General features: G+C 67.3%; 16 protein-coding genes. 8 read left to right on the forward strand and 8 right to left on the reverse strand.

Annotated features, from left to right (window positions below; translation table 11 throughout):
• Positions 1 to 83 precede the first annotated feature (83 nt).
• The 3 genes from mgtA to HWX07_RS04495 all read right to left on the reverse strand — a co-directional run bounded on the left by mgtA (position 84) and on the right by HWX07_RS04495 (position 5223).
• Positions 84 to 2849 carry a magnesium-translocating P-type ATPase gene (gene mgtA, locus HWX07_RS04485; protein WP_175875336.1) on the reverse strand — a complete coding sequence of 922 codons (2766 nt, stop codon included), beginning with the start codon at positions 2847 to 2849 and terminating at the stop codon, positions 84 to 86.
• Positions 2850 to 2896: 47 nt separating this feature from the next.
• Entirely contained in the window at positions 2897 to 3055 is a 159-nt protein-coding gene (locus tag HWX07_RS04490; protein WP_171984318.1) for a hypothetical protein, read from the reverse strand.
• 509 nt (positions 3056 to 3564) lie between these two features.
• Positions 3565 to 5223 (reverse strand): S8 family peptidase, encoded by a 1659-nt coding sequence (locus HWX07_RS04495; protein ID WP_175875337.1) that lies wholly within the window; start codon positions 5221 to 5223, stop codon positions 3565 to 3567.
• Positions 5224 to 5643: 420 nt separating this feature from the next.
• Between HWX07_RS04495 and HWX07_RS04500 the strand changes: the two genes are divergently transcribed.
• Positions 5644 to 6540 (forward strand): glutamate/aspartate ABC transporter substrate-binding protein, encoded by an 897-nt coding sequence (locus tag HWX07_RS04500; protein ID WP_175875338.1) that lies wholly within the window; start codon positions 5644 to 5646, stop codon positions 6538 to 6540.
• 99 nt (positions 6541 to 6639) lie between these two features.
• Here HWX07_RS04500 and HWX07_RS04505 read toward each other — a convergent pair whose 3' ends face one another.
• Positions 6640 to 7185 carry a hypothetical protein gene (locus tag HWX07_RS04505; protein ID WP_175875339.1) on the reverse strand — a complete coding sequence of 182 codons (546 nt, stop codon included), beginning with the start codon at positions 7183 to 7185 and terminating at the stop codon, positions 6640 to 6642.
• Between the two features lie 297 nt (positions 7186 to 7482).
• Here HWX07_RS04505 and HWX07_RS04510 point away from each other — a divergent pair, with 297 nt between their 5' ends.
• Entirely contained in the window at positions 7483 to 8730 is a 1248-nt protein-coding gene (locus HWX07_RS04510; RefSeq protein ID WP_006478871.1) for a multidrug effflux MFS transporter, read from the forward strand.
• Between the two features lie 19 nt (positions 8731 to 8749).
• Complete coding sequence (locus tag HWX07_RS04515; RefSeq protein WP_175875340.1) at positions 8750 to 9271, forward strand: GNAT family protein; 522 nt, start codon at positions 8750 to 8752, stop codon at positions 9269 to 9271.
• 28 nt (positions 9272 to 9299) lie between these two features.
• Here the strand turns inward: HWX07_RS04515 and HWX07_RS04520 are convergent, their stop codons facing one another.
• The 4 genes from HWX07_RS04520 to HWX07_RS04535 form a co-directional block, all read right to left on the reverse strand.
• A complete protein-coding gene (locus tag HWX07_RS04520; RefSeq protein WP_175875341.1) occupies positions 9300 to 9989 on the reverse strand; it encodes a hypothetical protein in 690 nt (229 codons plus the stop codon).
• Positions 9990 to 10122: 133 nt separating this feature from the next.
• A complete protein-coding gene (locus HWX07_RS04525) occupies positions 10123 to 10410 on the reverse strand; it encodes a hypothetical protein (protein WP_175875342.1) in 288 nt (95 codons plus the stop codon).
• Positions 10411 to 10617: 207 nt separating this feature from the next.
• Positions 10618 to 12870 (reverse strand): penicillin-binding protein 1C, encoded by a 2253-nt coding sequence (gene pbpC / locus HWX07_RS04530; RefSeq protein WP_175875343.1) that lies wholly within the window; start codon positions 12868 to 12870, stop codon positions 10618 to 10620.
• A gap of 10 nt (positions 12871 to 12880) precedes the next feature.
• Positions 12881 to 18931: an MG2 domain-containing protein gene (locus HWX07_RS04535; RefSeq protein ID WP_175875344.1), complete on the reverse strand. Its 6051-nt coding sequence runs from the start codon at positions 18929 to 18931 to the stop codon at positions 12881 to 12883.
• 310 nt (positions 18932 to 19241) lie between these two features.
• Between HWX07_RS04535 and HWX07_RS04540 the strand changes: the two genes are divergently transcribed.
• The 5 genes from HWX07_RS04540 (at position 19242) to HWX07_RS04560 (ending at position 24410) form a co-directional block, all read left to right on the forward strand.
• A complete protein-coding gene (locus HWX07_RS04540) occupies positions 19242 to 19748 on the forward strand; it encodes a sugar dehydrogenase complex small subunit (RefSeq protein WP_006478877.1) in 507 nt (168 codons plus the stop codon).
• On the forward strand, positions 19748 to 21367 hold the full coding sequence (locus HWX07_RS04545) for a GMC family oxidoreductase (protein ID WP_175875345.1): 1620 nt from the start codon (positions 19748 to 19750) through the stop codon (positions 21365 to 21367). The genes HWX07_RS04540 and HWX07_RS04545 overlap by 1 nt, the downstream gene beginning before the upstream one ends.
• 2 nt (positions 21368 to 21369) lie before the next feature.
• Positions 21370 to 22647, forward strand: a complete 1278-nt coding sequence (locus HWX07_RS04550; RefSeq protein WP_175875346.1) for a cytochrome c — start codon at positions 21370 to 21372, stop codon at positions 22645 to 22647.
• Positions 22648 to 22820: 173 nt separating this feature from the next.
• Positions 22821 to 23240 (forward strand): DoxX family protein, encoded by a 420-nt coding sequence (locus HWX07_RS04555; protein WP_124460759.1) that lies wholly within the window; start codon positions 22821 to 22823, stop codon positions 23238 to 23240.
• Between the two features lie 63 nt (positions 23241 to 23303).
• A complete protein-coding gene (locus tag HWX07_RS04560; RefSeq protein WP_175875347.1) occupies positions 23304 to 24410 on the forward strand; it encodes a porin in 1107 nt (368 codons plus the stop codon).
• Positions 24411 to 25004 lie beyond the last annotated feature (594 nt).

Below are 25004 nucleotides of genomic sequence, written 5' to 3' on the forward strand. Positions count from 1 at the left end.
CATGGGCGTGGCTCGATGCGCACGCCGCGCCGGCCCGCTCTGCGCTCGCGAGCGCGGGCCGGCGCATCGTCATCCGATCGCGATCAGAACCATTGCTTGTAGCGGCGCACGTAGATCGTCTTGACGATCTGCGCGAGCACGATGTAGCCGACCATCGTCGCGGCGAGCCACAGCCAGTAGGTGCCCGGCAGGTGCATGAAGCCGATCGCCTGCGCGAACGGCGAGAACGGCAGCCAGCAGCCGATCGCGATCGCGGTGAAGGTCGACAGCAGCACCGGCAGCGACGCCGTGCTCTGCAGGAACGGGATCTTCTGGGTGCGCAGCAGATGCACGACGAGCGTCTGCGACACGAGGCTCTCGATGAACCAGCCCGAGTTCATCACGATCTGGCCGCTCGCGCCGCCGTTCAGGTGATACAGCGCGCCCGCACCGAACACGGTCCACATCAGGATGTACGTCGTGATGTCGAATACCGACGACGTCGGCCCGACCCACAGCATGAAGCGGCTGATGTTGCCGGCTTCCCACTTGCGCGGCTTTTTCAGGAACTCGGGGTCCATCTTGTCCCACGGCAGCAGCATTTGCGACGTGTCGTAGATCAGGTTCAGCACGAGCAGTTGCGTCGCGAGCATCGGCTCCCACGGCAGGAACGCGCTGGCGACCAGCACCGAGAACACGTTGCCGAAGTTCGAGCTGGCCGTCATGTTCAGGTACTTCAGGATGTTGCCGAACGTCTCGCGGCCCTTGATCACGCCTTCCTCGAGCACCATCAGGCTCTTTTCGAGCAGGATGATGTCGGCGGTTTCCTTCGCGATGTCGGCGCCGCTGTCGACCGAGATGCCGACGTCCGCGTCGCGCAGCGCGGGCGCGTCGTTGATGCCGTCGCCGAGGAAGCCGACCGTGTGGCCGTTCGCCTGCAGCGCCTTGACGATGCGTGCCTTCTGCAGCGGCGTGAGCTTCGCGAACACGGTCGTGCGTTCGACCACTTGCGCGAGCGTCGCATCGTCGAGCACTTCGATTTCGGTACCGAGCATCGGCTTGCCGGGTTCGAGGCCGACCTGGCGGCACACCTTCATCGTGACCGTCGGGTTGTCGCCCGTCAGCACCTTCACCGCGACGCCGTTCTCGCGCAGCGCGGCGAGCGCCGGCGCGGCCGATTCCTTCGGCGGATCGAGGAAAGTCAGGAAGCCGCGCACGACGAGATCGTGTTCGTCGGCGGTGCGGTATTGCGCGCGTTCGTCGCCGCGCGCAATCGTGCGCGTGGCGAGCACGAGCACGCGGAAGCCGTCCTCGTTGTACGCGGTGGCCTGTTCGAGCAGCCGCTTGCGGGCCACGAAGTCGAGCGGGCGCACGCCGTCCTCATCCTGTACATGCGTGGAGACGGCCAGCATTTCCTCGACCGCGCCCTTGCAGATCAGCAGGTGCGCGCCGCGCGTATCCTCGACGACGACCGACAGGCGGCGCCGCACGAAGTCGAACGGCAGTTCATCGATCTTCTTGTAGCCCTGCGGCTTCACGCGTTCGCCGATCTCGTCGGCGCGCGCGACGACCGCGATGTCGATCAGGTTCTTCTGGCCGCTCTGGTGGAAGCTGTTCAGCCAGCCGAGCCGCAGGATGTCCTCGTTCTTGTGGCCGGACAGGTCGAGGTGGTGTTCGAGGATGATCTTGTCCTGCGTGAGCGTGCCGGTCTTGTCGGTGCACAGCACGTCCATCGCGCCGAAGTTCTGCACCGAGTTCAGCCGCTTGACGACGACCTTGCGGCGCGCCATCGCGACCGCGCCGCGCGCGAGGTTCGCGCTGACGATCATCGGCAGCATCTCGGGCGTGAGGCCCACGGCCACCGCGAGCGCGAACGTGAGTGCGCTCAGCCAGTCGCCCTTGGTCAGCCCGTTGATCATGAACACGATCGGCACCATCACGAACATGAACTTGATCAGCAGCCAGCTGACGCTCGCGACACCGCGGTCGAAGCTCGTCTCGATGCGCTTGTGGCTCACGACGTTGCGCGCGAGCGAGCCGAAGTACGTGTCTTCGCCGGTCGCGACGACGACGGCTGTCGCCGTGCCGCTGACGACGTTGGTGCCCATGAAGCAGACGTTCTCGAGATCGAGCAGCGATGCCGGTGCGCCGTTGGCCGCGCCGGCCGCGTGCGTGCTCGCGGATTTGCCGGCCACCGCGCCGAGCGTGTCGTACTTCTCCACGGGCAGCGCCTCGCCGGTCAGCACGGCCTGGCTGATGAACAGGTCGCGCGACGCGAGCAGCCGCACGTCGGCGGGGATCATGTCGCCGGCGGAAAGATGCACGATGTCGCCGGTCACGACCTCGCGCATCGGCACCTCGCGGCGCGTCGGTTCCGACGTGTCGGTCATGGCACGCTGCACGGTCGCGGTCGTGCGGACCATCGCCTTGAGCTTCTCGGCCGCGCGCAGCGACCGGAATTCCTGCACGAAGCGCAGCAGCGCGCTGATCGTGACCATCGTCAGCAGGATCGTCATGCCGACGTAGTCGCGATCGTCGGGCGCCGCGAAGTATACGTCGGTGAAGAAGCTGATGGCGGCCAGCACCAGCAGCACGTAGACGAACGGGTTGTGGAACGACAGCAGCAACTGGCGGGTCCAGTGCGGTGGCTTGTCGTGCGCGATTTCGTTCGGGCCGTCGTGCTGCAGGCGGCCGGCGGCCTGGTCGTAGGTGAGGCCGCGCGTGCTGGTATGCAGCGACTTCAGCGTGTCTTCGAGCGGGCGGGCCGCTTCTTGTGCGGCGCGCATGATGCGCGGGTCGTTCTGCTGGCCGGCGCCGGTCTTGATGAAGCCGCGCTGTTTCTTGTGCGAGGTGTTGTGTCGTGTCGTCATGAGTCGCTCCTTGCGCATGAGGCGGCGGGCGGGGAGCGGCCGTGACGTCATCGACGCACGAACGCTCCCCGCCGCGTCGCGTCAGGCGCGATCGGCTGTGGATCGGTAAAGGCGGGAACGCTCGCCGGCGCGCAGGATGCGCACGGCGTGTCGATGCGCAGCGTCGCACCGGCGAGCGGTAATCGACTACTGTCGTCTGAGTTCATCTGCACTCCTGTCGGTTGAGGAGAATCGGCGCGAGCGATCGGCAGCGGCGCGCGCAACGAGGCGCGCGGCCGGACGGCACGCGAACGGAGAGCGCACGCGGCTGGCGCCGCGCGCAACACGAACGCACACGCGCGACGGCGCGTCGCGTGCATTCGACAACATCGAAAATTCGGCGGGAGATCTGGCCCGTGGTCAGGCCGGAAGGGCGCCGCATCCTGCTTCCCGGGATGCGGCAGAAGACGAGGCTCTGCGCGTTTTCCTCAGGCAGCAGTCAAGTTGGCCAGGGACCAACTACAACTCGCATCGGTGTTCACAGAACACTCCATGTAACTAGACGGGGGCGATGGTAATGGCTCGCTGTGCGAAGCGTCAACCCTTTTGTCAGGCGTTATTTCGAGATGCGTGATCGAGTCGGCGCGCGCGTGCAGTCGCGCTCGATAGCCCATCATGAAACAGCCGCGCGCATGCCATGTCGGCAGGCGCGCGGCCGCGTCGGACGAGGTGCCGGTTACTGGTTCGCGGTCGCGACGGCAGCCCCCGCATCGAGGATGCCCGAGCCTGCCGGCAGCGCGGTGCACGACGTGCCGGCGGCCAGCTTCGCCGCGCGCGTGCCGCCTTGCAGTTTCTGCAGGATCTGCGCGGGCGTGAGGTTGCCGTTGACCGACAGCATCAGCGCGGCGACGCCCGTCACCTGTGGCGCCGCGAGGCTGGTGCCGTTCGCGGGGCCATAGGTGTCCGAGCCCGGCGTCGTCGTGCCGGTGTTCGACGTCGACACGATGTTGACGCCCGGTGCGCTTAGCGCGACATCGGCGCCGAAGTTGCTGAACGATGCGCGGCGGCCCGTCGCGTCGGTCGCGCCGACGGTGATCACGCCGCGGCAGTTCGCGGGCTGGTCGAGCCCGGTCGACAGGCCGTCGTTGCCGGCCGCGACGACCACGGTCACGCCCTTCGCGGTCACGTCGTCGATCGCCTGCTGGAACGTCGTGCTGCATGCGCCGACCCCGCCGAGGCTCAGGTTGATGATCTTCGCGGGGTTCGGATTGTTCGGCACGCCGTTGACGGGAATGCCGGCTGCCCAGCGCATGCCGTCGGCGATGTCGCTCGTCACGCCGCCGCACTTGCCGAGCACGCGCACCGGCAGGATTCGGCTGAGCCACGAGACGCCGGCGACGCCGGTGCCGTTGTTGGCGGTCGCGCCGATCACGCCCATCACGCGCGTGCCGTGCCAGCTGCTGTTGCTCGGCTGGCTGGCGCAGTGATAGTACGGGCCGTTGGCGTTGTCGAGTTCCTGCTGCGTGACCCAGTCGCCCGGATCGGTGGCGTCCGGGCCGCGCGTCAGGCCGTTGTTGCTGGTGTTGACGTTGCTGATGAAGCTGTAGCCTTGCTGGATCAGATTGCCGACGAGATCGCCGTGCGGCCGGTAGCCGGTGTCGAGCACGGCCGTGACGACGGTCGGCGAACCCTTGGTCACGTTCCATGCGGGCGGCAGGTCGATGCCGGCGGCCGGGTCGGACAGGTACCACTGCTGGTTGTAGAGCGGGTCGCTCGGCGTGTCGCGGATCTGCATCGGGTGATCCGGTTCCGCGTAGTCGACATCGCTGTCCGCCGCGAACGCCTGCGCGAGCGCGGCGGCATCGGTGGCGTCCATGCGCTGGCCGAGCGACAGCACGGCCGCGCCGTTCGAGATCGTGCGCTCGACCTGCACGTTCACCGGTGTTTGCGCGACCGTGCTCGCGTACGCGCGTGCGCTGCCGGTCACCGGCGCCGTCCAGCGCGTCATCGCGCGCTGGATCACCGCGTCGAGTCGCGAGCCGCTGTCGATGGCCGCCATCGCGCGCGTGGCCGTCAGCGTCTTCAGCTTGACGATGAGGTGATCGACCGGCGGCTCGGCCGGCGCGGTCTGCGCGGCCATCTGCACGGCGGCCTGCTGCGACGTGCACGCATTGCCGCCGGACGACGCGGGCGGGGTGGTCGGCGCGGGTGCGGGAGCCGGCGTCGGGGCGGGTGTCGGTGCGGGCGATGCGTTGGACGAAGACGGGTTGCTGCCGTCGCCGCCGCCTCCGCCGCAACCGGCGAGGGGCAGGAGGGCGGCGGCGGACAGCATGCCGGCGAGCATGCGCGCATGTGCGGGGCGCGCCAGCGCGAAATTGAAACGTTTGGCTCTCATGTTGAAACTTGATCCTCGTAGATAACCGTCGTGCCGGCGGTGGCGCCGGTCCGGCTGAGCCGGACCTTGTGTTTTTGTCTGACGGTTGCAGCGGGTTGCTGCGACGCGCCATGCACTGGGTAACGGCGTGCGCGGCGGCTTCTTGAGTGCGTTTCGCGAGAAAAACAGGGGGTGCCGCAAACGATTCCGTTGGTGCGTCGCAGCATGAACGCGCGTTTGGAACGACCGGCACAGACGGCACGGCCGAGGCCGCGCGCGGCGCGCTCGGGCGAACCGCGTGGCGCGGCCCGGTTTGCGCGGCACGGAAAACATCTTTCAGGATCGAACCGGGGGGAAGGTGGCTTACGCTTGCCCTGATGTGACGCGAATATTGTCGGGCGTAGGATCGCGATTCGATCAACGTTTCATCAGGAGACATGCATGGATCGCCGTTTCCGTTGTCTCGCCGTCGCGCTGGCCTGTGCGCTGGCCGGCGCCGCGCACGCGCAGGCCCTTACCGGTACGCTGAAGAAGATCAAGGACACGGGCGTCGTGTCGCTGGGCATTCGCGAGTCGTCGGTGCCGTTCTCGTATTCGGACAACCAGCAGAAGAACATCGGCTACTCGCGGGACATCGCGTCGCGCGTCATCGACCAGTTGAAGACGGAGCTGAACCTGCCGAACCTCGCGGTGAAGGAAATCCCGATCACGTCGCAGAACCGCATTCCGCTATTGCAGAACGGGACGATCGACTTCGAATGCGGGTCGACGACGAATACGCTCGAACGGCAAAAGCAGGCCGCGTTCTCGAACAGTATCTTTTTGTACGGCATCCGTTTCAGCACGCGCAAGGATTCGGGCGTGAAGGACTTCGCGGATCTGGCCGGCAAGACGGTCGCGACGACGGCCGGTACGTCGGACGAGCGCCTGCTGCGCAAGCTCAACGAAGAAAAAGGGATGAACATGACGATCATCAGCGCGAAGGATCATGCCGAAGCGTTCATGAACGTCACGACCGGGCGCGCGGTGGCGTTCGTGATGGACGAGCCGCTGTTGTACGGCGAGATCGCGAAGGACCGCAACCCGGGTGCGTACACGGTCGCGGGCACGCCGCTCGTTCACGAAAACTATGCGTGCATGATGCGCAGGGACGATCCGGCGTTCAAGCGCGTCGTCGACGGCGTGATCGCGAAGATGCAGACCTCGGGTGCGGCCGAGAAGCTGTACGACCAGTGGTTCATGCAGCCGATTCCGCCGAAGGGCGTGAGCCTCAACTATCCGCTGTCGGCGGAGATGAAGCAGCTGTTCAAGAATCCGACGGACCAGGCGCAGTACTGATCGCCGCGTCGTGGCGATATCGCGCCACCCATGAAAAACCGCCGGCACATGCCGGCGGTTTTGCTTTGCGGCCGGTCGCTCGTGCGCCGGACGTGCGAGTCAGGCCTTGATTTCAGGCCCGCGCGCGGCCGGCCGTGCCGGCGCCGCCGGGGCGGGAGCGGGTGCCATCGAACGCGCCGAAGGTTGCGCCGGCACGATCACGACGACCGGTTCCGGCATGGCCCACGGCGCCATCGCGAACCCGACGGGCTGCGGCATCGGCATCGCGAACGCGTTGGCGAGCGCGATGTGCTGGAGCGCCATCATCTGCTGCTGCATCGCGACCATCTGGGCCTGCGCCACCTGCATCCGGTACTGCGCAACCTGCATTTGCCGCAACGCTGCCGCGGGCGGCAGGCCGTCGGACGACGACGTCTGCATCTCGAAGCTCGCGCCGCCCTGCGGGCTGTGCCAGCTCCACGTGCTGACCTTCATCGGGCCGACGGCCGTCTGGACGACGCGCGTTTCGGCTTTCACGGGCACGGCCTGCCCGTCGACATTGACGAACATCGGTTGGGCGGCCGCCGCGCCGGCCTGCCCGGCCAGGGCGAACACGGGCGCCAGCGCCAGCGCGCCCGCCGCCACCATATACGAACGGAATCGCATCTTCGTATCTCCATCAAACGAGACTGATCGAATCAACAATGACGTGCGGCTCACGGAGTGAGCCATCCGAGACGATGCGGCCGTTGGCTTAAATCAACATTAAAACCGCCGCCGGCGGGCCCGATCGGTGCATGTCGGAACGGGCCGCCATCGGCATTCAACCTCGCCCGTGCCAGGGGCATCCTGTCGCCCGGTGCAACAACAGGCACAATACGGAATTCGCCACCATCGCACGCATGTTCGACACTCGAACATTGGCCGTGCGGCACTGCTGCCCGACCTCCTTCCCCAGTCGTCATGAACGCCACGCTCACTCCCGCGCGCGAGTCGAATTCGCCGCGCTTCCTGCTGTTCCTGATCTGCCTGTTCGCGTCCGCCGGCCAGCTCGCGATCGACATCTACGTGCCCGCGTTGCCCGACATGGCCCGTTCGTTCGCGACCACGCCGCAGGCGATCCAGTCGAGCGTATCCGGCTACATGGCGGCCTACGCGCTGGGCCAGCTGATCTTCGGGCCGATCGCCGACGCATACGGCCGCAAGCGCGTGCTCGCGTTCGGGCTCGTGATCTACACGATCGGCTGCCTGCTGTCGCTCGGCGCGCCGAACCTCGAGACGTTCGTGCTGGCGCGCTGCCTGCAGGGCTTCGGGATCGCGACCACCAACCTGCTGGCGAAGGCGATCATCACCGATTCGTTCTCCGGCCAGGCATTGATGCACGCGTTCACGTACATGTCGATCGCGTGGGGGCTGGCGCCGATCATCGCGCCGGTGATCGGTGCGCACCTGCAGGAATGGTTCGGCTGGCGCGCGTGCCTGGTGTTCCTGCTGGTCTACTCGCTGGCGATGTGGGCGCTGCTGTGGCGCTACCGCGAAACCTTGCCGAAGCCGGTGCATCTCGAGCCGCGCACGCTGATGGCGAACGCGGGCAAGGTGCTGGCCAGCCCGGTGTTCCAGAGCTGCTTTCTCGCACAGGGGCTGTGCTACAGCATCCTGCTGGTGTTCAACATCGTCGGGCCGTTCATGGTGCAGACCACGCTGCACAAGCCGCCGACCTTCTTCGGTTATCTCGCGCTCGGCATCGGCCTCATGTATTTCCTCGGCGGCCTGTCGAACCGGATTCACGGCCGCGGGCTGCCAAGCGCCGAGCAACGGCTGCGGATCGGCGCGCGCGTGATGGCGGGCGCGTCGGTCGCGATGCTGGTGCTGGCGCTGACCGTCGGCCTGCGCGTGTGGACGCTCGCGACGCCGGTGCTCGTGATGGGTTTCTGCGCGGGCGCGATGTATCCGACGCTGATGGCCAAGGGCAATTCGCTGTTTCCGCATATCGCCGGCCTGACGAGCGCGATCCTCGGCTGTGCGCTGCTGCTCGTGTCGTCCGCGATGATGGGCCTCGCCGGCTTCGTGTCGATTCACGTGCTGACGCCGCTGGCGGTGTTCTTCGTCGCGTTGTCGTTCATCGTCGTGTGGATGGTGACCAAGCTGCTGCGGTATCTGTCGCGGCAGCAGGCGGCGCCGGTGGTGTGCGGGAGCGGGGAGGCGGCGTAAGCCGCCTGCCGACCGACTCATGAACCGGATTCTGCTGAAGCGCGTCGCCCGGTCCGACGCCGCCGACCTGATCGCCGCCAACCGTGCGAGCCGGGGCCATCATCTGCCGTGGGTCGATTCGTTCGTCGACCAGGCCGGCTTCGATCAATGGTTCGCCCGCTGCCTGACGGGCCCGAACGTGGGATTCATCGCGCGCGAGCGGGTATCAGGCGCGGTGGTCGGCGTGGTGAATCTCAACGAGATCGTCGGCGGCGTGTTTCAGAGCGCTTATCTTGCGTACTACGGAATGGCGGAGTTCAGCCGCAAGGGGCTGATGACGGACGCGTTGCGGGCGGCGATCGACGTCGCGTTCGGCGAACTCGGATTGCACCGGCTCGAAGCGAATATCCAGCCCGGCAATCATGCGTCGCTTGCGCTGGTTCGGCGGCTCGGTTTCAGGCAAGAGGGATTCTCGCCGCGCTATCTGCGCATCGGCGGCGAATGGCGCGACCACGAGCGCTGGGCGCTGCTGGCCGACGACGCGCGCGAAGGCGGCGCCTGACGGTCGTTTCCCGTCCCGCCTCGTGGGCTTACAGCGGATGCGCGGCGCCTGCCTGCTGCAACAGCGACACGGCAACCGGGTCCGGCAGTCCGTTCGAATCGATCGCCCCAGCCTTGGCCAGCGCGACGAGATCGCCATCGACGCCCGGTTGCCCGACCACGAACGAGGTGGTCAGGAACGCCGGCGCGGCGAGCGTGACCGCATAGCGCTGCTGCAGGTTCGTGACCACGGCCGATTGCGCGGCTTGCACGGTGTCCGGGCTGTTCATGGCCCGCTGGTAGCGCAGGCTGCCCTGGAAATTGCCGATCAGCCCGGCCGTGTTCGTCCCGAGTTGCGCCGCGAGATAGACGAGCATCAGCTCGGTCTCGGGTGTCGCGTTGAAGGTGCCGCCCGCATAGGCGAGCGAATGCAGGCTCGCGCCGCCCGACGCCACGGTGATGACGCACGGCAGCGCCGCGTTGATCGTCACACGGTAGTTGCCGCCGCCGTCCGTCAGCGTCGTTGCCGAGCCGACCGCGCAATTGACCGCCACCTGCGCGCTCGCGAGCGCGTCGCCCGTCGCGGCCGTGCCCGATAGCGAGACGGTTTGCGTGTTGTCGTTGAAGCACACGTCGACGCCGAAACAGGCATCGCCGTTGCAGGCCTGGAGGGCGGCGAGCGTTGCAACGCACAAGACGCCCAGCGCGGGGCGGGTGAAGCGCGTAAGGCGAATGTTCATGGTCGCGGGCAATCGAGAGAATGAAGCAACCGGGCGCGTCGGGGATGCGGCGCTGCTGTCATTCTATGTCCTGAACCGCGGTGTTGCTCGCCCGTTCGGTCCGCGGTTGGCGGGGTGTCGCCGGGCAGACGCGTTATGGGTGCGGGGCGCGGGCCGGCGCCATGACGTACGCGAGCAACAGGCTCAGCAGGATGCTGAGCCCGAGCACGTGCCAATGGCTGGCGAGCAGCCGCTGGAAGTGTTCGCCCATGTCCGGCGTGATCCACCGGCAGGTCATGGGGTGCATGCGAGCCTGGTGGCATTCCAGGATGCCGCCGTTTCGATACGCATCCCACAGGCTGTCGGCGGCAAACAGACCCAAGAAGAGCGGGATGATCTGTACGCCACGCCGGAGTAGTTTCCCCTCGGTTTCGGGTGTCATCGCTGTCGGTCAGGAATTGGCCTGTGTCGGTTCGTCGTCGGCGCCCGAATGCAGCGCGTGCCCGGTATTGTCGAACTAATTCACCCCGTCCACAACGATTTGCGGCTTGGCCGGTCCGATTGAAGGATCGGGTGACTGCACTCGATTTTTCCGCCCAGCCGCAGCCGAAAGCAAATATGCCCGGCCAGTCAGGCGCGGCTCGCCGGCTCAGGGCTTGCGCGCGGTCGGCTTCGCGAACGCGCCGCGCACCTCGAAGCCGATCGCATCCGCGACGTTGCCGCGCGCGTCGACGAGTTCGAGCCGGTGCCGGCCCGGCCACGGCAGCCAGGCGACGCGATCGGCATGCCCGATCACCTTGTCGTCGAGCCGCCATGCGAACTTCGTCGCGCGCCCGGCCGAGCGTTCGAACCAGATCCGCTGGTTCTTCGGCGGAATGTCCGGGTCGATCGCGAAGATCGTGCCGTCGGTCGGCGCGCCGATCGTCAGCGGCGCCCGCGCGCCGTCCTTGCCCGGCGTGACGGGCGCCGCGAGCCGGATCGTGTCGATTGCCGTGCCCGCGATGAACCATTCGCTGCGGGCCGGCTCGATGTCGCGCTCGAACGCGATGCGGCGCGTCTCGACGCCGGCCGGCGCGCGCGGCGCACGGCTCGGCAGGTCGCGGTGCAGGTAGCCGACGACGGCCGACCACACGGGCGACGCGCCCGTGACGCCCGACACGTCCCACATCGGCGAGCCGTCCGCATTGCCGACCCACACGCCGACCGTATAGCGCGATGTGAAGCCGATCGTCCAGTTGTCGCGCATGTCCTTGCTCGTGCCGGTCTTGACCGCCGAGAAGAAGCGCGTCGCGAGCGGGTTGTCGAAGCCGAACGTTCGTACACGCGCATTGTTGTCGGACAGGATGTCGGTGACGACGAAGCTGGCCGCTTCGCTGAACACGCGCGTGCCCGCGTCCGGCCGTGCGAGCGCCGCTGCGGCGGATACGCTGGATGCTGGCGCCGGTGCAGCGGCCGGCAGGTCGACGACCTTGCGTGCGACGCCGCCGTTCGCGAGCGCGCGGTAGGCATTGGTCAGCGACAGCAGCGTGACGTCCGCACTGCCGAGCGCAAGGCTGAAACCGTAGTAGTCGCCTTCCTGCGCGAGCGGCAGGCCGAGCGCGGTCAGCGTGCGCGCAAAACGATGCGGCGTGACGAGCACGAGCGTGCGCACGGCCGGCACGTTGAGCGAGCCGCCCAGCGCGCTGCGCACGCTCACCCAGCCCTTGAAATCCTTGTCGTAGTTCTGCGGAATGTACAGGCCGCCGCCGGCGGCCAGGTTGATCGGCGCATCGTCGAGCAGCGACGCGGCGGTCAGCCGCTTCTCGTCGAGCGCCTGCGCATAGAGGAACGGCTTGAGCGTCGAGCCGGCCTGGCGCGGCGCGAGCACGGCATCGACGTCGCGCGCGCTCGACAGCGCTCCCGACGAGCCGACCCACGCGCGGATCTCGCCGGTCGCGTTGTCGATCACGACGACCGCGCCGTCCTGCACGTTGCGCCGATGCGCGGGTGCGTTCAGTTCGGTCAGCGCGCGCATCAGCGTGTCGCGTGCGAAACGCTGCAGCGGCGCATCGAGCGTCGTGCGGACCTGCGCGCCGGCCGCCGGCTTGACCTCGGCCGCGATGCGCCGCGCGAAGTGCGGGGCGAGGGCGGCGCCGTCGTCGCGTACGGTATTGGCTGGGCGCGCGACGACGAGCTGCACGTAGCCGTCGAGCGACGCGCACGCCTGCCCGGCCTGCATGTCGCGCAGGATTCGGCACGCGCGCTCGGCGATCTTCGCCGGGGCCGCGTTGGGCGCCCGCACGAGTGCGGCGGCGATCGCGGCCTCGCGGGCGTCGAGGCCCGACGGCGCCTTGCCGAACAGCACCTGCGACAGCGCGCCGAGCCCGATCGTCTCGCCGCGGAACGGCACCAGGTTCAGATAGGCCTCGAGGATCTGGTCCTTGCGCCAGCTGCGTTCGAGCCACAGCGCGTTCACGGCCTGCGTGGCTTTCTGCGGCAGCGAGCGCTGGCCCGAGCGGCGCGGCGAATCGCTGAGCAGGCCCGCGAGTTGCATCGTGACGGTCGACGCGCCGCGCGTGCGCTCGTTCCACAGGTTGCCCCACGCGGCGCCGGCGATGCCGCGCCAGTCGACGCCGCTGTGTTCGTAGAAGCGCTTGTCCTCGGACACGACGATCGCCTCGCGGAACGCGGGCGATACGTCGGCGAGCGACACCCAGTCGCCGCGCCGTTCGGCGAGGTCGACACGCGTGCGCTGCAGCGGCGTGCCGTCGCGCGCGAGCAGCGCCCAGTCGGAGCTGCGCCAGTTCCGGCGCACGTCGTCGTAGCCGGGCAGCGCATGCGCGGCGAGCGGCGCGGCCAGCACGACGGCGACGAATACGCGGCCGGCGAAACGCGCCGGCCGCGGCAAAGCCAGATCGATCATCACGTGCTCATTACTTGCCCGCGTCGGCCGGCTTCACGGTCATCGGCGGGTTCGGCCACAGGCCGTACACGGACGGCGCATACAGTGCCTCGACGCGCGTCGGCGGCAGGCCGAACGTGCCGACGTTGTTCAGCCGCACCGTGTACTCCACCGAGAATTTGCCCTTCGGCAAATAGTCGTAGTACGCGCGATAGCCGTCGAAGTCGCGCTCGATGAACGCCGGCCACGCGCCGTCCGGCGTTTTCTCGCCCTGCGTCGCGGCTTCGGAATCGCGGCCGAGGCCCGACCCGAGGATCGTCGCACCGGCCGGGATCGGATCGTTGACGGCGACCCACGTCATGTCGCTCTGCGCATCGATGTCGAGGTGCACGCGTACGACGTCGCCGCGCGTCAGCACGCCGTTGACGGCCGGCGACACGGGCGTGACCGTCTTCGTGATCCGGTAGCCGGCCGCGAACGGCGCACGCAGCGGCACGGCCGCGAGGCTTTCGACGGTCGCCCACGGGCGGCCGGTGCCGTCCTGCGTGACCGACAGCGTGGCCGGCCCCTGCGACGCACGCGGCCACGGCATCAGCACGCTGCGCGCGGCGGCCGCGCGAGTTGCCGGCGTGGCCGATGCGGGCGACTCGGCCGGTGCGGCCGATGCTGCCTGCGACCACGAGATCGAGCGCTCGTTGCCGCCGAGCGCAACCTTCGTCGCGCCGGCAACCGGCGTGCTCTCGTAGGTCCGCGAGAAGCGCTCGACCGCGAGCAGGCCGAGTGCGTTCGACGTCGTCGTCTGCCAGGCGCCCTGGTGTTGCAGCGCGAGCAGGCCGGCCGTCACGCGCGGCATTTCGTCCTTCCACGCCGGGTCGCCCGCGAATTCCAGCGCGAGACGGGCGGCGTTGGTCTCGTTGCTGGTCATCAGCCACCACAGGTCGTCGTCGCGCGCGGTCGAGAACACGAGCTGCGTGCCCTGGTACGTCAGGCGCGCCCGCAGGATCTGTTCGACCTGCGCGCGTTTCTCGTCGCGTTGCGGGATGTCCTTCACGCGCGTCAGGATCGCGTGATAGTCGATCACCGCCGACGTCGGCCACTGGTTCGGTGCGATCTCGATCGAACCGAGCATGCGGCCCTGCGCGGCGCCGTAGCGCGACAGCGCCTCGATCGCCGCGAGCTTGCGCAGGTCGCGATCCTGGCGCGGCGCCCACGCGTTGCGCTCGAGGCGGCCGTCGACGAAGCGTGCGAGCCCGGCTTCGAGCTGCGTGCGCAGGTCTTCCGGCAGCGCGAAGCGCGGATCGAGACGGCTGGCTTCGTCGGACACCACGAGTAGGTACGACGACAGCGTCGGGCTGCCGTGGTGCGAATCGTCGGACGACGGCGGGAAGTAGCTCGCCAGGCCGTCGCTGTCGAGATAGACGGGCATGCGGGCGATCAGCGCCTGCCATTGCGCGGGGTCGCGCAGCCCGATCGCACGCGAGGTCTGCTGTTCGAGGCAGCGGTACGGATAGCGCTCGAACCAGCGCTTCACGCCGGGCAGCCCGTCGGCAAGCTTCGACTGCAGCGATACCGCGATGCCGCCGCGTGGCAGACCTTGCGCGTTGTTCACCGCGCCGGCCGGGGCCGCCACCGGCACCGTCAGCGTGCCGTCGACCTGCGCGAGCGTCGCCTGCTGCACCGTGACCGGCAGCGCGGGCACGACCTTCTGCGCGACGGCCAGCGCATCGGACGCGCGCTTGCCGCCTTGCTCGGCCGCCTCGATGCGCCAGTTCAGCGCACCGGCCGCATCGAGCGCCTGCTCGGGCACGGTGATCGTCCACGCGACTTCGGTCGCCGCGTTCGCCGCCAGCGACACGGTTTGCGGTGCGACGTCGAGGCCCGTCACGCGCGGCGTCACGACGACCTGCATCGCGCGATCGGTCGTGTTGCGCAGCGTGACCTGCGCACGGAACGCGTCGCCTTCGCGCACGAGCGGCGGCAGGCCGGAGATCAGTTGCAGATCCTGCGTGCTGCGGATCGACGTGCTGCCCGTGCCGAAGCGGTCGGGGCCGACCGCCGCGATCGCGACGATCCGGAAGCGCGTGAGCGCATCGTTCAGCGGCACCTCGACGGTTGCGCTGCCGTTCGCATCGAGCGTCACGCGCGGGTTCCACAGCAGCAGCGTGTCGAACAGCTCGCGGGTCGGCGCGCTGCCGCCGCCACCGCCGGCCGGCACGGCCTTGCGGCCGAAGTGGCGGCGGCCGATGATTTCCATCTGCGCGGTGGCCGTCTCGACGCCGTACGCGCGCCGGCGCAGCATCGCGTCGAGCAGGTCCCAGCTGTTGTTCGGCATCAGTTCGAGCAACGCTTCATCGACGGCCGCAATGGCAATCTGCGTGCCGGCCGGTGCCGGCTGGCCGTTCGGCAGCGTGACCTTCACGTGCGCCTGCGCCTTGCTGCGTACCGTGTAGCGGGTCGCGTCGGTCGTCACGGTCACGCCGAGGCGATGCACGCCCGTGCCGACCTTGATCTCGCCGAGGCCATAGCGGAACGCGGGCTTCGACAGGTCGACGAACGCGGTCGGCGCTTCATAGTGGCGGCCTTCGCGCCAGAACGCGCGCGCCCATTCGACCGGCGCCTTCCAGCCCCACGTGAAGAACGAGTACCACGGCACCTCGCGAATCCGGCCGCGCAGCGCGAGCACCGACACGTAGACGTTCGGCCCCCACGATTCGCCGACCTTCAGGTCGACGGTCGGGTTCTTGCCGTTCAGCTCGACGACGTGCGTTTCCATCACGCCGCCGCGCTCGACCGCAACCAGCGCGGTCGCGTAGCGGAACGGCATGCGCACCTGGAAGCGCGCCGTTTCGCCCGGTTCGTACGCGGTTTTCTCGGGGATCACGTCGATCCGGTCGGTGTTGTCGCCGCCGAACCAGAGTTCGTCCTCGCGCGTGACCCATACCGACGTCGACGCATTCGACGTGCGGCCGTCGCCGTCCTTCGCGACCGCGATCAACTGCACGTTACCGGCCTGCTCGAGCGTCGCGTCGCAGGCCATGCGGCCCTTGTCGTCGGTCTTGCCCGAGCACAGCACGCCGAGGTCGCGCGTGTCGCTCTTGTTGTCGTACGCATAGAAACCGCCGACCATCCGCTTGCGCGACGACGTCGTGATGCGCGCGACGCCCTTGATCTCGATCGGCACCGACGCGCGCGGCTTGCCCTGCAGGTCGACCGCCAGCGCCTGCACCGGCACGCGCTGGCCGACCGACACCCAGCGGCCGGCCTTGATGCCGGCCACCACCGCGGCCGGCCACAGGATCGTGTCGCCGCGAATCGTCTGCACTTCGCCGTTCGGGTCGGCGAACGTCGCCTCCAGCGCGATGCGCTTCGGTGCGTCGACGTCCGGCAGGCCCTTGAGCGTGACCGAGCCCGCGCCGTTGCGGTCGAGCGTCAGCGGCAGCTTGTCCGCGATCAGCTTCGTCGCGTCGGGATCGTTGCTCGACGCCGCCGACGACGCGTTGTCGCCGTCCTGCGAATCTTCGTCGGCGTTGCCGTCACTCGTGTCGGGGCGATACGGCGTGAAGCTGAAATCCTCGAAACGGTCCGCGAACGGCGGCGACGCCCATTTCATCAGCGCCGACACCTGCACCGGCAGGTTCGATGCGCCGCCGCCCGACACGTAGTCGATCTGCACCGCGAGCGGCGCTTCCTTCGCGGCGACGAGCGGGCTCTTCTGCGCGTCGCGCGCGCCGATCGAGCCTTTCAGCACCGGCAGGCGGAACGCCTCGACGCGGAAGCTGCCGCTGTAGTAAGTGGCGGTCGGCGCATCGTCCGGGCCGCCTTCGAGTTCGACGCTGTATTCGCCGAGCTTCGCGGCGGCCGGCAGCGTGAACTGCGAATCCGCGCTGTGGTCGGCCGCCCACGTGAGCGGCAGCTTGTAGGTCTGGCCCGTGCCGAGATGGCGGATCGCGACGCGCGTCGGATATTGCGACGGGAACGCGAGACTCTGCAGCGTCTCGGTGCGGATGAAATGCTTCATCGACACGGTTTCGCCGGCGCGCAGCAGCGTGCGGTCGAATACCGTATGCGCGCGTACGGTCGGCGCGCTGTCGGTGTCGGTCGGCACGTTGAAGCGCCACGATTCGATCCCGCGGTTCCAGCCCGAGCTGACGAACGCCATGTCGGGGCCCGTCTTCGGATCGTCCACGCGGGCCGACACGAAGTAGTCGCTAAAGCGCTGTTCCGACGTGCTGCATTCGCGCTTCGGCTCGAACGGCCCGTCGATCTTCAGCAGGCCCTGCGCGTCGGTCTTGCCGGCCGCGATTTCGTCGCCGTTGCAGTCGGACACGCGGATTTGCGCATTCGGCACCGGCTTGCCCTTGTCGAGCGTCGTGACCCACACGAGGTTGTTCTCGCGGCCCTGTTTCAGGTGCACGCCGAGGTTCGTGACCAGCACGGTGGTGCGCACGTACATGCTCGACGGTTTCGCGAGCAGCGAGCGGCCGAGCGCGGGCGACGCGAGTTCGAGCACGTAGAAGCCGGGCTTGTCGATCGGCACGCCGACCACTTCGAACGGGCGCAGCGCTTTCGGATCGGCTTTCGGCAGCGTCAGCACCTGCGCGCCGGGCTCGCCCGCGAGCAGCGACAGCGAGCGCACGTCGATGCGGCGGTTCTTCGGCGCCGGCTGTTTTTCGCCGGCTTCGAGCGGCACGTAGACGGGGTGTTGCCCCTTGCGTTCCAGCAGCCCGGGGATCTGGTCGTCGATCGAGCCGGCCGTCATCGACCAGTTGTCGAAGCGGTCGACGGTGCGCATCCATTGGCGGATCGCGGTGTCGTTCTCGACCTTCAGGTTCGCGAACTGCGCGCCGCCCGCATTGAGGCCGGCGATATGCAGGTCGGCCTCGACGTTGCGCAGCGTGACGGGCACCAGCGCGGGCGTACCGGGTTCGGCGAAGCGCTCGACAATCCCGAAGGTGCCCGACGCGAATTTCGCGAGCGGCGGCATCGGCGCGGTGCGCGTCGCGAGCGGGAACAGGTCGGCGTTGGACAGTGGTCGGTCGGTCACGTCGTGCAGGCCCGACGGCAGCTCGACGGTCAGGGCGGCCTGCGCGGGCAGCGGCGGGTTGAACGTGACGGTCGTCACTTCCTCGCTGTGATCGTCGGCGGCGAAGGTGGGCGACAGCGAACCGTCGGGGCCGCGCAGCTTGATCGCTTCGGCCTGCTTGCGCGAGATCGGTGCGTTGAACGACAGCGTGAGCGGGCGCAGCGGCGTGCAGGGCGCCTTCGCGTTCTCGCGTTCGCACGAGAAGCTCGCGGCGAACGGTGCGCGCACGGTGAAATCGAAGCGCCGCTCGGTGTCGTTCGCGATGCCGCTCGGGCTCGCGACGCCCTTGCCGTAGACGAGCTGCATCTTCGCGCTTGCCGGCAGCGCCTGCGAGCACGACAGCGTCAGCACGCGCGCCGCTTCTTTCTTCAGCCCGAAATGATCGAGCAGGGCGTTACGCGTGTCGTCGTCGGCCGCCGCGACCGGAATGCGGTTGCCGATGCCGGCCGCCTCGCACCAGATGTTCGCGAGCGCCGAGCGCGGCTCGGCCGGGCCGTTCAGCTTCATCACGAAGACCTGCCGCTCCTCGATCTCGCGGGAGCCGGGGCGCACCGACACGGGGAACGGGCCGCCCGTCTGGAACGTGAAGCGACGCGGGCCGCTGGCCGCATTGCCGGCGACCGAGCGCAGCGTGTCGTTGAGCGCGACCGAGCAGCGGACGCCGGGCGGCAGGTCGCTTTCGAAATCGTAAACCCAGGTCTTGTCGTCGAGCCAGTGGCCCTGGCCGCGCGCGGCCGTCGAATCGTTGCAGGTCACGCGCGCCGGATTCGGTGCGGACGCCGAGCCGAACGCGACCATCGGTTCGTCGAACTTGACGACGCTCTGCCGGACTTCGGTGACGGTGCCTTGCGGCGACACGCTCACCGTGCGCGCCGCGCCCGCATGCAGCGACAGCGCCGCGGCGCCGCCGAGCGCCGCGACGGCGCCGATGCGCCAGAGCAGCCGGGTCGTGTGGTTGGTTCGATGCGTTTCTTTGTTGTGCTTGTCGCGCTGCTTCATCGCTCGATTGCCCTCGGAGGGAAGCTTTCTGTTTGATTGCACGGGATTCTAACCGACCGTCGTGCGCGCGCAGCGCGGCGTGCGGGTGCGGTGTGTGGTCGGCACGCGACACGGGTGTGCCTGCCGCGGATTTGTCGCGTCGACGACACAAAAATGCAGCGAAATTTCGATTGTCCCGGATTGCGGAACATTAAATGAACTATAAAAAGATTGTTTGATCCGGCTGGTGCGCGTACATTGCAGGTCCGCGCCAATGTTTGAGAAATATCAAGCGTGGTTTTCCCGAATCCGGTGTTCGAGAGAAGGAAACATGCACAACGACAACACCCCCCAATCGCGTCGTGACAACGACGCAGCCGCAACCGGCATCACGCGGCGTCAATGGCTGCAGGGCGCACTGGCGCTGACGGCGGCGGGCCTCACCGGCTCGCTGGCGTTGCGGGCCCTGGCCGACGATCCCGGCACCGCGCCGCTCGATACGTTCATGACGCTTTCCGAAGCATTGACCGGCAAGAAAGGGCTGAGCCGCATCACCGGCCAGCGCTATCTGCAGGCCTTGCAGAAGGGCTCGTTCAAGACGGCCGACAGCCTGCCGCAACTCGCCGGTGCGCTCGCATCCGGCTCGCTGAATCCCGACCAGGAATCGCTCGCACTGACGATTCTCGGCGCGTGGTATCTCGGCATCGTCGACAACGTCGTGATTACCTACGAAGAAGCATTAATGTTCAGCGTGGTGTCCGATACGCTCGTGATCCCTTCGTATTGCCCCAACAAACCCGGCTTCTGGGCCGAAAAACCGATCGAGAGGCAAGCCTGATGGCCGATACCGATACGCAAAAAGCCGACATCGTCGTCGTCGGATCGGGTGTCGCCGGCGCGATCGTTGCACATCAGCTCGCGATGGCGGGCAAGTCCGTGATCCTGCTGGAAGCCGGCCCGCGCATGCCGCGCTGGGAAATCGTCGAGCGCTTTCGCAACCAGCCCGACAAGACCGATTTCATGGCGCCGTACCCGTCGAGCCCGTGGGCCCCGCATCCGGAATACGGCCCGCCGAACGACTACCTGATCCTGAAGGGCGAGCACAAGTTCAACTCGCAGTACATCCGCGCGGTGGGCGGCACGACGTGGCACTGGGCCGCGTCGGCGTGGCGCTTCATCCCGAACGACTTCAAGATGAAGACCGTGTACGGCGTCGGCCGCGACTGGCCGATCCAGTACGACGACCTCGAGCATTACTATCAGCGCGCCGAGGAAGAACTCGGCGTGTGGGGTCCGGGCCCCGAGGAAGACCTGTACTCGCCGCGCAAGCAGGCGTACCCGATGCCGCCGCTGCCGCTGTCGTTCAACGAGCAGACCATCAAGAGCGCGCTGAACGGCTATGACCCGAAGTTCCACGTGGTGACCGAGCCGGTTGCCCGTAACAGCCGCCCGTACGACGGCCGGCCGACCTGTTGCGGGAACAACAATTGCATGCCGATCTGCCCGATCGGTGCGATGTACAACGGTATCGTCCACGTCGAGAAGGCCGAGCAGGCCGGCGCGAAGCTGATCGACAGCGCGGTCGTCTACAAGCTCGAGACGGGCCCGGACAAGCGCATCGTCGCCGCGATCTACAAGGACAAGACGGGCGCCGACCATCGTGTCGAGGGCAAGTACTTCGTGCTCGCCGCGAACGGCATCGAGACGCCGAAGATCCTGCTGATGTCCGCGAACCGCGATTTCCCGAACGGCGTCGCGAACAGCTCCGACATGGTCGGCCGCAACCTGATGGACCATCCGGGCACCGGCGTGTCGTTCTACGCGAGCGAGAAGCTGTGGCCGGGCCGCGGCCCGCAGGAGATGACGTCGCTGATCGGTTTCCGCGACGGCCCGTTCCGCGCGACCGAAGCCGCGAAGAAGATCCACCTGTCGAACATGTCGCGCATCAACCAGGAGACGCAGAAGATCTTCAAGGCCGGCAAGCTGATGAAGCACGACGAGCTCGACGCGCAGATCCGCGACCGTTCCGCGCGCTACGTGCAGTTCGACTGCTTCCACGAAATCCTGCCGCAGCCCGAGAACCGTATCGTGCCGAGCAAGACGGCCACCGACGCGATCGGCATCCCGCGCCCCGAGATCACGTATGCGATCGACGATTACGTGAAGCGCGGCGCCGTGCACACGCGTGAGGTCTATGCGACCGCCGCGAAGGTACTCGGTGGCACCGACGTCGTGTTCAACGACGAGTTCGCGCCGAACAACCACATCACGGGCGCGACGATCATGGGCGCGGATGCACGCGACTCGGTCGTCGACAAGGACTGCCGCACGTTCGACCATCCGAACCTGTTCATCTCGAGCAGCTCGACGATGCCGACCGTCGGTACGGTGAACGTGACGCTGACGATCGCGGCGCTCGCGCTGCGGATGTCGGACACGCTGAAGAAGGAAGTCTGACCGTGCGGAAATCTACTCTCACCTTCCTCCTCGCCGGCTGCCTCGCGCTGCCGGGCCTCGTGCGCGCGGCCGATTCCGCCGATCCGGCGCAGGTCAAGCGCGGCGAATACCTCGCGGTCGCGGGCGACTGCATGGCGTGCCACACCGCGAAGGGCGGCAAGCCGTTCGCGGGCGGTCTCGGCATGCCGGTGCCGATGCTCGGCAAGATCTATACGAGCAACATCACGCCCGATCCCGATACCGGCATCGGCAACTGGACGTTCGACGATTTCGAGCGCGCGGTGCGGCACGGCGTGTCCAAGAACGGCGACAACCTGTACCCGGCGATGCCGTACGTGTCGTACGCGAAGATCAACGACGACGACGTGCAGGCGCTGTACGCGTACTTCATGCACGGCGTCGAACCGGTCAAGCAGGCGCCGCCGAAGAACGAGATCCCCGCGCTGCTCAGCATGCGCTGGCCGCTGAAGATCTGGAACTGGCTGTTCCTGAAGGACGGCGTCTATCAGCCGAAGCCGGCGCAGAGCGCCGAGTGGAACCGCGGCGCGTATCTCGTGCAGGGCCTCGCGCACTGCAGCACGTGCCACACGCCGCGCGGCGTCGCGATGCAGGAGAAGTCGCTCGACGAAACGGGCGGCAGTTTCCTGTCGGGCTCGGTGCTCGCGGGCTGGGACGGCTACAACATCACGTCCGACTCGAACGCGGGGATCGGCGGCTGGACGCAGCAGCAGCTCGTCCAGTATCTGCGCACCGGCAGCGTGCCGGGCCTCGCGCAGGCGGCCGGCCCGATGGCCGAGGCGATCGAGCACAGCTTCTCGAAGATGACCGAAGCCGACATCGGCGCGATCTCGACGTACATCCGAACGGTGCCGGCCGTGGCCAGCGGCGACGCGAAGCAGTCGCGCTCGTCGTGGGGCAAGCCGGCCGAGGATGGCCTGAAGCTGCGCGGCGTCGCGCTCGCGTCGTCGGGTATCGATCCGGCGCGGCTGTATCTCGGCAACTGCGCGACCTGCCACCAGATGCAGGGCAAGGGTTCGCCGGACGGTTACTACCCGCCGCTGTTCCACAACTCGACGGTCGGCGCGCCGAATCCGACCAACCTCGTGCAGGTGATCCTGAACGGCGTGCAGCGCAAGGCCGGCAGCGAGGACATCGGGATGCCCGCGTTCCGTCACGAGCTGTCGGATGCGCAGATCGCCGCGCTGACGAACTACCTGACCGGGCAGTTCGGCAATCCGGCGGCGAAGGTGACCGAGCAGGACGTCGCGAAGCTGCGCTGACGCGGCACGCAACGAAGCAGGGCGACAACAGAAAAGAGGAGGAGCACAGCACATCGGGCGGGCCCCGATGCCGGTTGTTGCAGAGCGGGGCGGGCGGCGCGGTTGGCCGCTCGCCCCGGTTCACAGGCAATCCGGTGCGTGCGGTTGCGCGCATCGTTTTCGTTGATCACACCATGACACCGAATCAACCGTTTCTCGCGTCCCAGCGCGATGTGCTGCTGCTGCTGTCCCGCATTCTGCTCGTGATCCTGTTCGTGATGTTCGGCTGGAAGAAGATTATCGACTTCTCCGGTACGATCGCGTTCATGGGGAGCGAGGGCGCGCCGGCGCCGATCATTTCGGCGGCGATTTCCGTCGTGATGGAGCTGTTCGTCGGGCTCGCGATCCTCGTCGGTTTCCAGACGCGCGCGCTCGCGCTGCTGCTTGCGCTGTATACGATCGGCACCGGCATCATCGGCCACCACTACTGGACGATGACGGGCGGCGAGCAGATCAACAACATGATTCATTTCTACAAGAACATCGCGATCTCGGGCGGCTTGCTCGCGCTCTGCGCGGCGGGCCCCGGACGTTTTTCGATCGATCGCGGATAAGCGGACCCGAGGCGCGTGCATGGGGTGCGCGCCGGACGGTCGAGACTTCGAGGGGGCATCATTTTGCGACTCAAATACTTCGCATGGCTGATTGCGGCCGCCACGCCGGCGGCTGCGTTTGCACAGACGAGCGTGACGCTGTACGGCCGCATCGACGGCGGCGTCGAATACCTGAACCACATCGCGAAGCCGAACGGTGGCAGCGGGACGCGCTGGAGCGCGGAAAGCGGCGACTGGGGCACCAGCATGTTCGGGCTGAAGGGCGTCGAGGATCTCGGCGGCGGGCTGTCGACGGTGTTCAACCTGGAAACCGCGTTCCAGGTGATGAACGGCCAGACGGGCGGCGGGCGCATGTGGTCGCGGCGCGCGTACGTCGGGTTGAAGAGCAATACGTGGGGCCAGCTGCAGGCTGGCCGCAACCTGTTCATCGACAGCGACGGCGTGTGGGAATTCGATCCGTTCGTCCAGCAGGCGTTTTCGTCGGCGTCGCTCGTGCGCGGCCGCAACTGGCAGCAGACCAGCAACAACATCGAATATCACAGCCCGGTGATCGGCGGCTTCGACGTGCAGGCGCAATACGCGTTCGGCAACCAGTCGCGCGGCTTCAACTACGGAGCGGCCGACGATTTCGGCCGTTCGGACGGGATCATGATCTCGTACCACTCGCCGGTGCTTGATGTGCGCGGCATCTACGACGAGCTGCGCGACAACAACGGCAAGTTCAGCAATATCTTTACGGCGTCGCGTGAGTATTTCGTGGGTGCGAACGTGAAGGTGTCGAAGTTCAAGATCCAGGGCGCGTATACGCACTACCAGGCGCCGGATAGCCCGGCTGGTGTTGCCGATCGTGCCGATCATTACTGGCTCGGCGCGACCTACTCGGCTACGCCGCAGTGGGCCGTGACGGGGGGCGGGTATTACGTGAAGGTGGGTGATGGCGGTGGAGACGCGTCGCACGACCCGTCGGGGCACGCGATCATGTACGTGCTCGGGACCACGTACAACCTGTCGAAGCGCACGTTCCTGTATGGGACGGTTGCGTACGTGCGTAATGGCGGGAATTCGAACTTCTCGCTGCTCGCGACACCGCGTGATGCGACGTCGGGGACGAGCCCGATAACGGGCGAGTCGCAGACAGGCGCGTATGTGGGGATGATGCATACGTTCTGAGCGCGGGCGGTTTGTGTCAGTGAAAAAGGCTCGGGTGATCGAACCCGAGCCTTTTGCGTTTACAGCGCTTGCGAAGCGTTGTCGCAAGCATATTGATGTCGGTAGGCGGAATCGGAGGCGTCGTGTCGACCGGGCATTTCTCATGTCGCCTGCCGCACGTTGTTTGGCTATCGATTAGCTGGCAGGGGGCGCATGGCTTGCGCGCGCATTGCATTGCGGGGAGTCCGCGCTCGATGGCTTCACAGTTTTTAACGTTTATAGACTGAAAGCTCCAAGATAAACGACGGTTATTCGGTTTCTCACTATCTGGCCGGCCGGGCTACGGTGGGCGCTGTCGTTACTGCTGCCGAATGCAGCGACCCCAAGGGCCGCGTGCCTGTGCCGCCCGACGATATCGTTGTGCTCGAAAGCATGACGTAAGTTGAATTCGAGTTGGATTTGATATGATGAATTCGGCTCGGGTCCGGTGTGCGGCTTGAATCGTGTCTATGCCCAAAGCCCCCCGCAGTGGCCGGAAAATTCTGGGCCTTTTCCTATTTCGATGAGATACCAATCTGCCGCCCGGCGCTTCCCGGCGGCCGTTTTTGTTACTAC

The organism is Burkholderia sp. BCC0097 (assembly GCF_902832985.1).
Taxonomy (GTDB): Bacteria; Pseudomonadota; Gammaproteobacteria; order Burkholderiales; family Burkholderiaceae; genus Burkholderia; species Burkholderia orbicola.

Bases quoted from the DNA above. Each gene is read 5' to 3' on its own strand.
- HWX07_RS04540 (WP_006478877.1), top strand. From the start codon at position 19,242: ATGCACAACGACAACACCCCCCAATCGCGTCGTGACAACGACGCAGCC.
- HWX07_RS04535 (WP_175875344.1), bottom strand. From the start codon at position 18,931: ATGAAGCAGCGCGACAAGCACAACAAAGAAACGCATCGAACCAACCAC.
- HWX07_RS04500 (WP_175875338.1), top strand. From the start codon at position 5,644: ATGGATCGCCGTTTCCGTTGTCTCGCCGTCGCGCTGGCCTGTGCGCTG.
- HWX07_RS04555 (WP_124460759.1), top strand. From the start codon at position 22,821: ATGACACCGAATCAACCGTTTCTCGCGTCCCAGCGCGATGTGCTGCTG.
- HWX07_RS04515 (WP_175875340.1), top strand. From the start codon at position 8,750: ATGAACCGGATTCTGCTGAAGCGCGTCGCCCGGTCCGACGCCGCCGAC.
- HWX07_RS04505 (WP_175875339.1), bottom strand. From the start codon at position 7,185: ATGCGATTCCGTTCGTATATGGTGGCGGCGGGCGCGCTGGCGCTGGCG.
- pbpC (WP_175875343.1), bottom strand. From the start codon at position 12,870: ATGATCGATCTGGCTTTGCCGCGGCCGGCGCGTTTCGCCGGCCGCGTA.
- HWX07_RS04525 (WP_175875342.1), bottom strand. From the start codon at position 10,410: ATGACACCCGAAACCGAGGGGAAACTACTCCGGCGTGGCGTACAGATC.
- HWX07_RS04495 (WP_175875337.1), bottom strand. From the start codon at position 5,223: ATGAGAGCCAAACGTTTCAATTTCGCGCTGGCGCGCCCCGCACATGCG.
- mgtA (WP_175875336.1), bottom strand. From the start codon at position 2,849: ATGACGACACGACACAACACCTCGCACAAGAAACAGCGCGGCTTCATC.
- HWX07_RS04490 (WP_171984318.1), bottom strand. From the start codon at position 3,055: ATGAACTCAGACGACAGTAGTCGATTACCGCTCGCCGGTGCGACGCTG.
- HWX07_RS04510 (WP_006478871.1), top strand. From the start codon at position 7,483: ATGAACGCCACGCTCACTCCCGCGCGCGAGTCGAATTCGCCGCGCTTC.
- HWX07_RS04545 (WP_175875345.1), top strand. From the start codon at position 19,748: ATGGCCGATACCGATACGCAAAAAGCCGACATCGTCGTCGTCGGATCG.
- HWX07_RS04520 (WP_175875341.1), bottom strand. From the start codon at position 9,989: ATGAACATTCGCCTTACGCGCTTCACCCGCCCCGCGCTGGGCGTCTTG.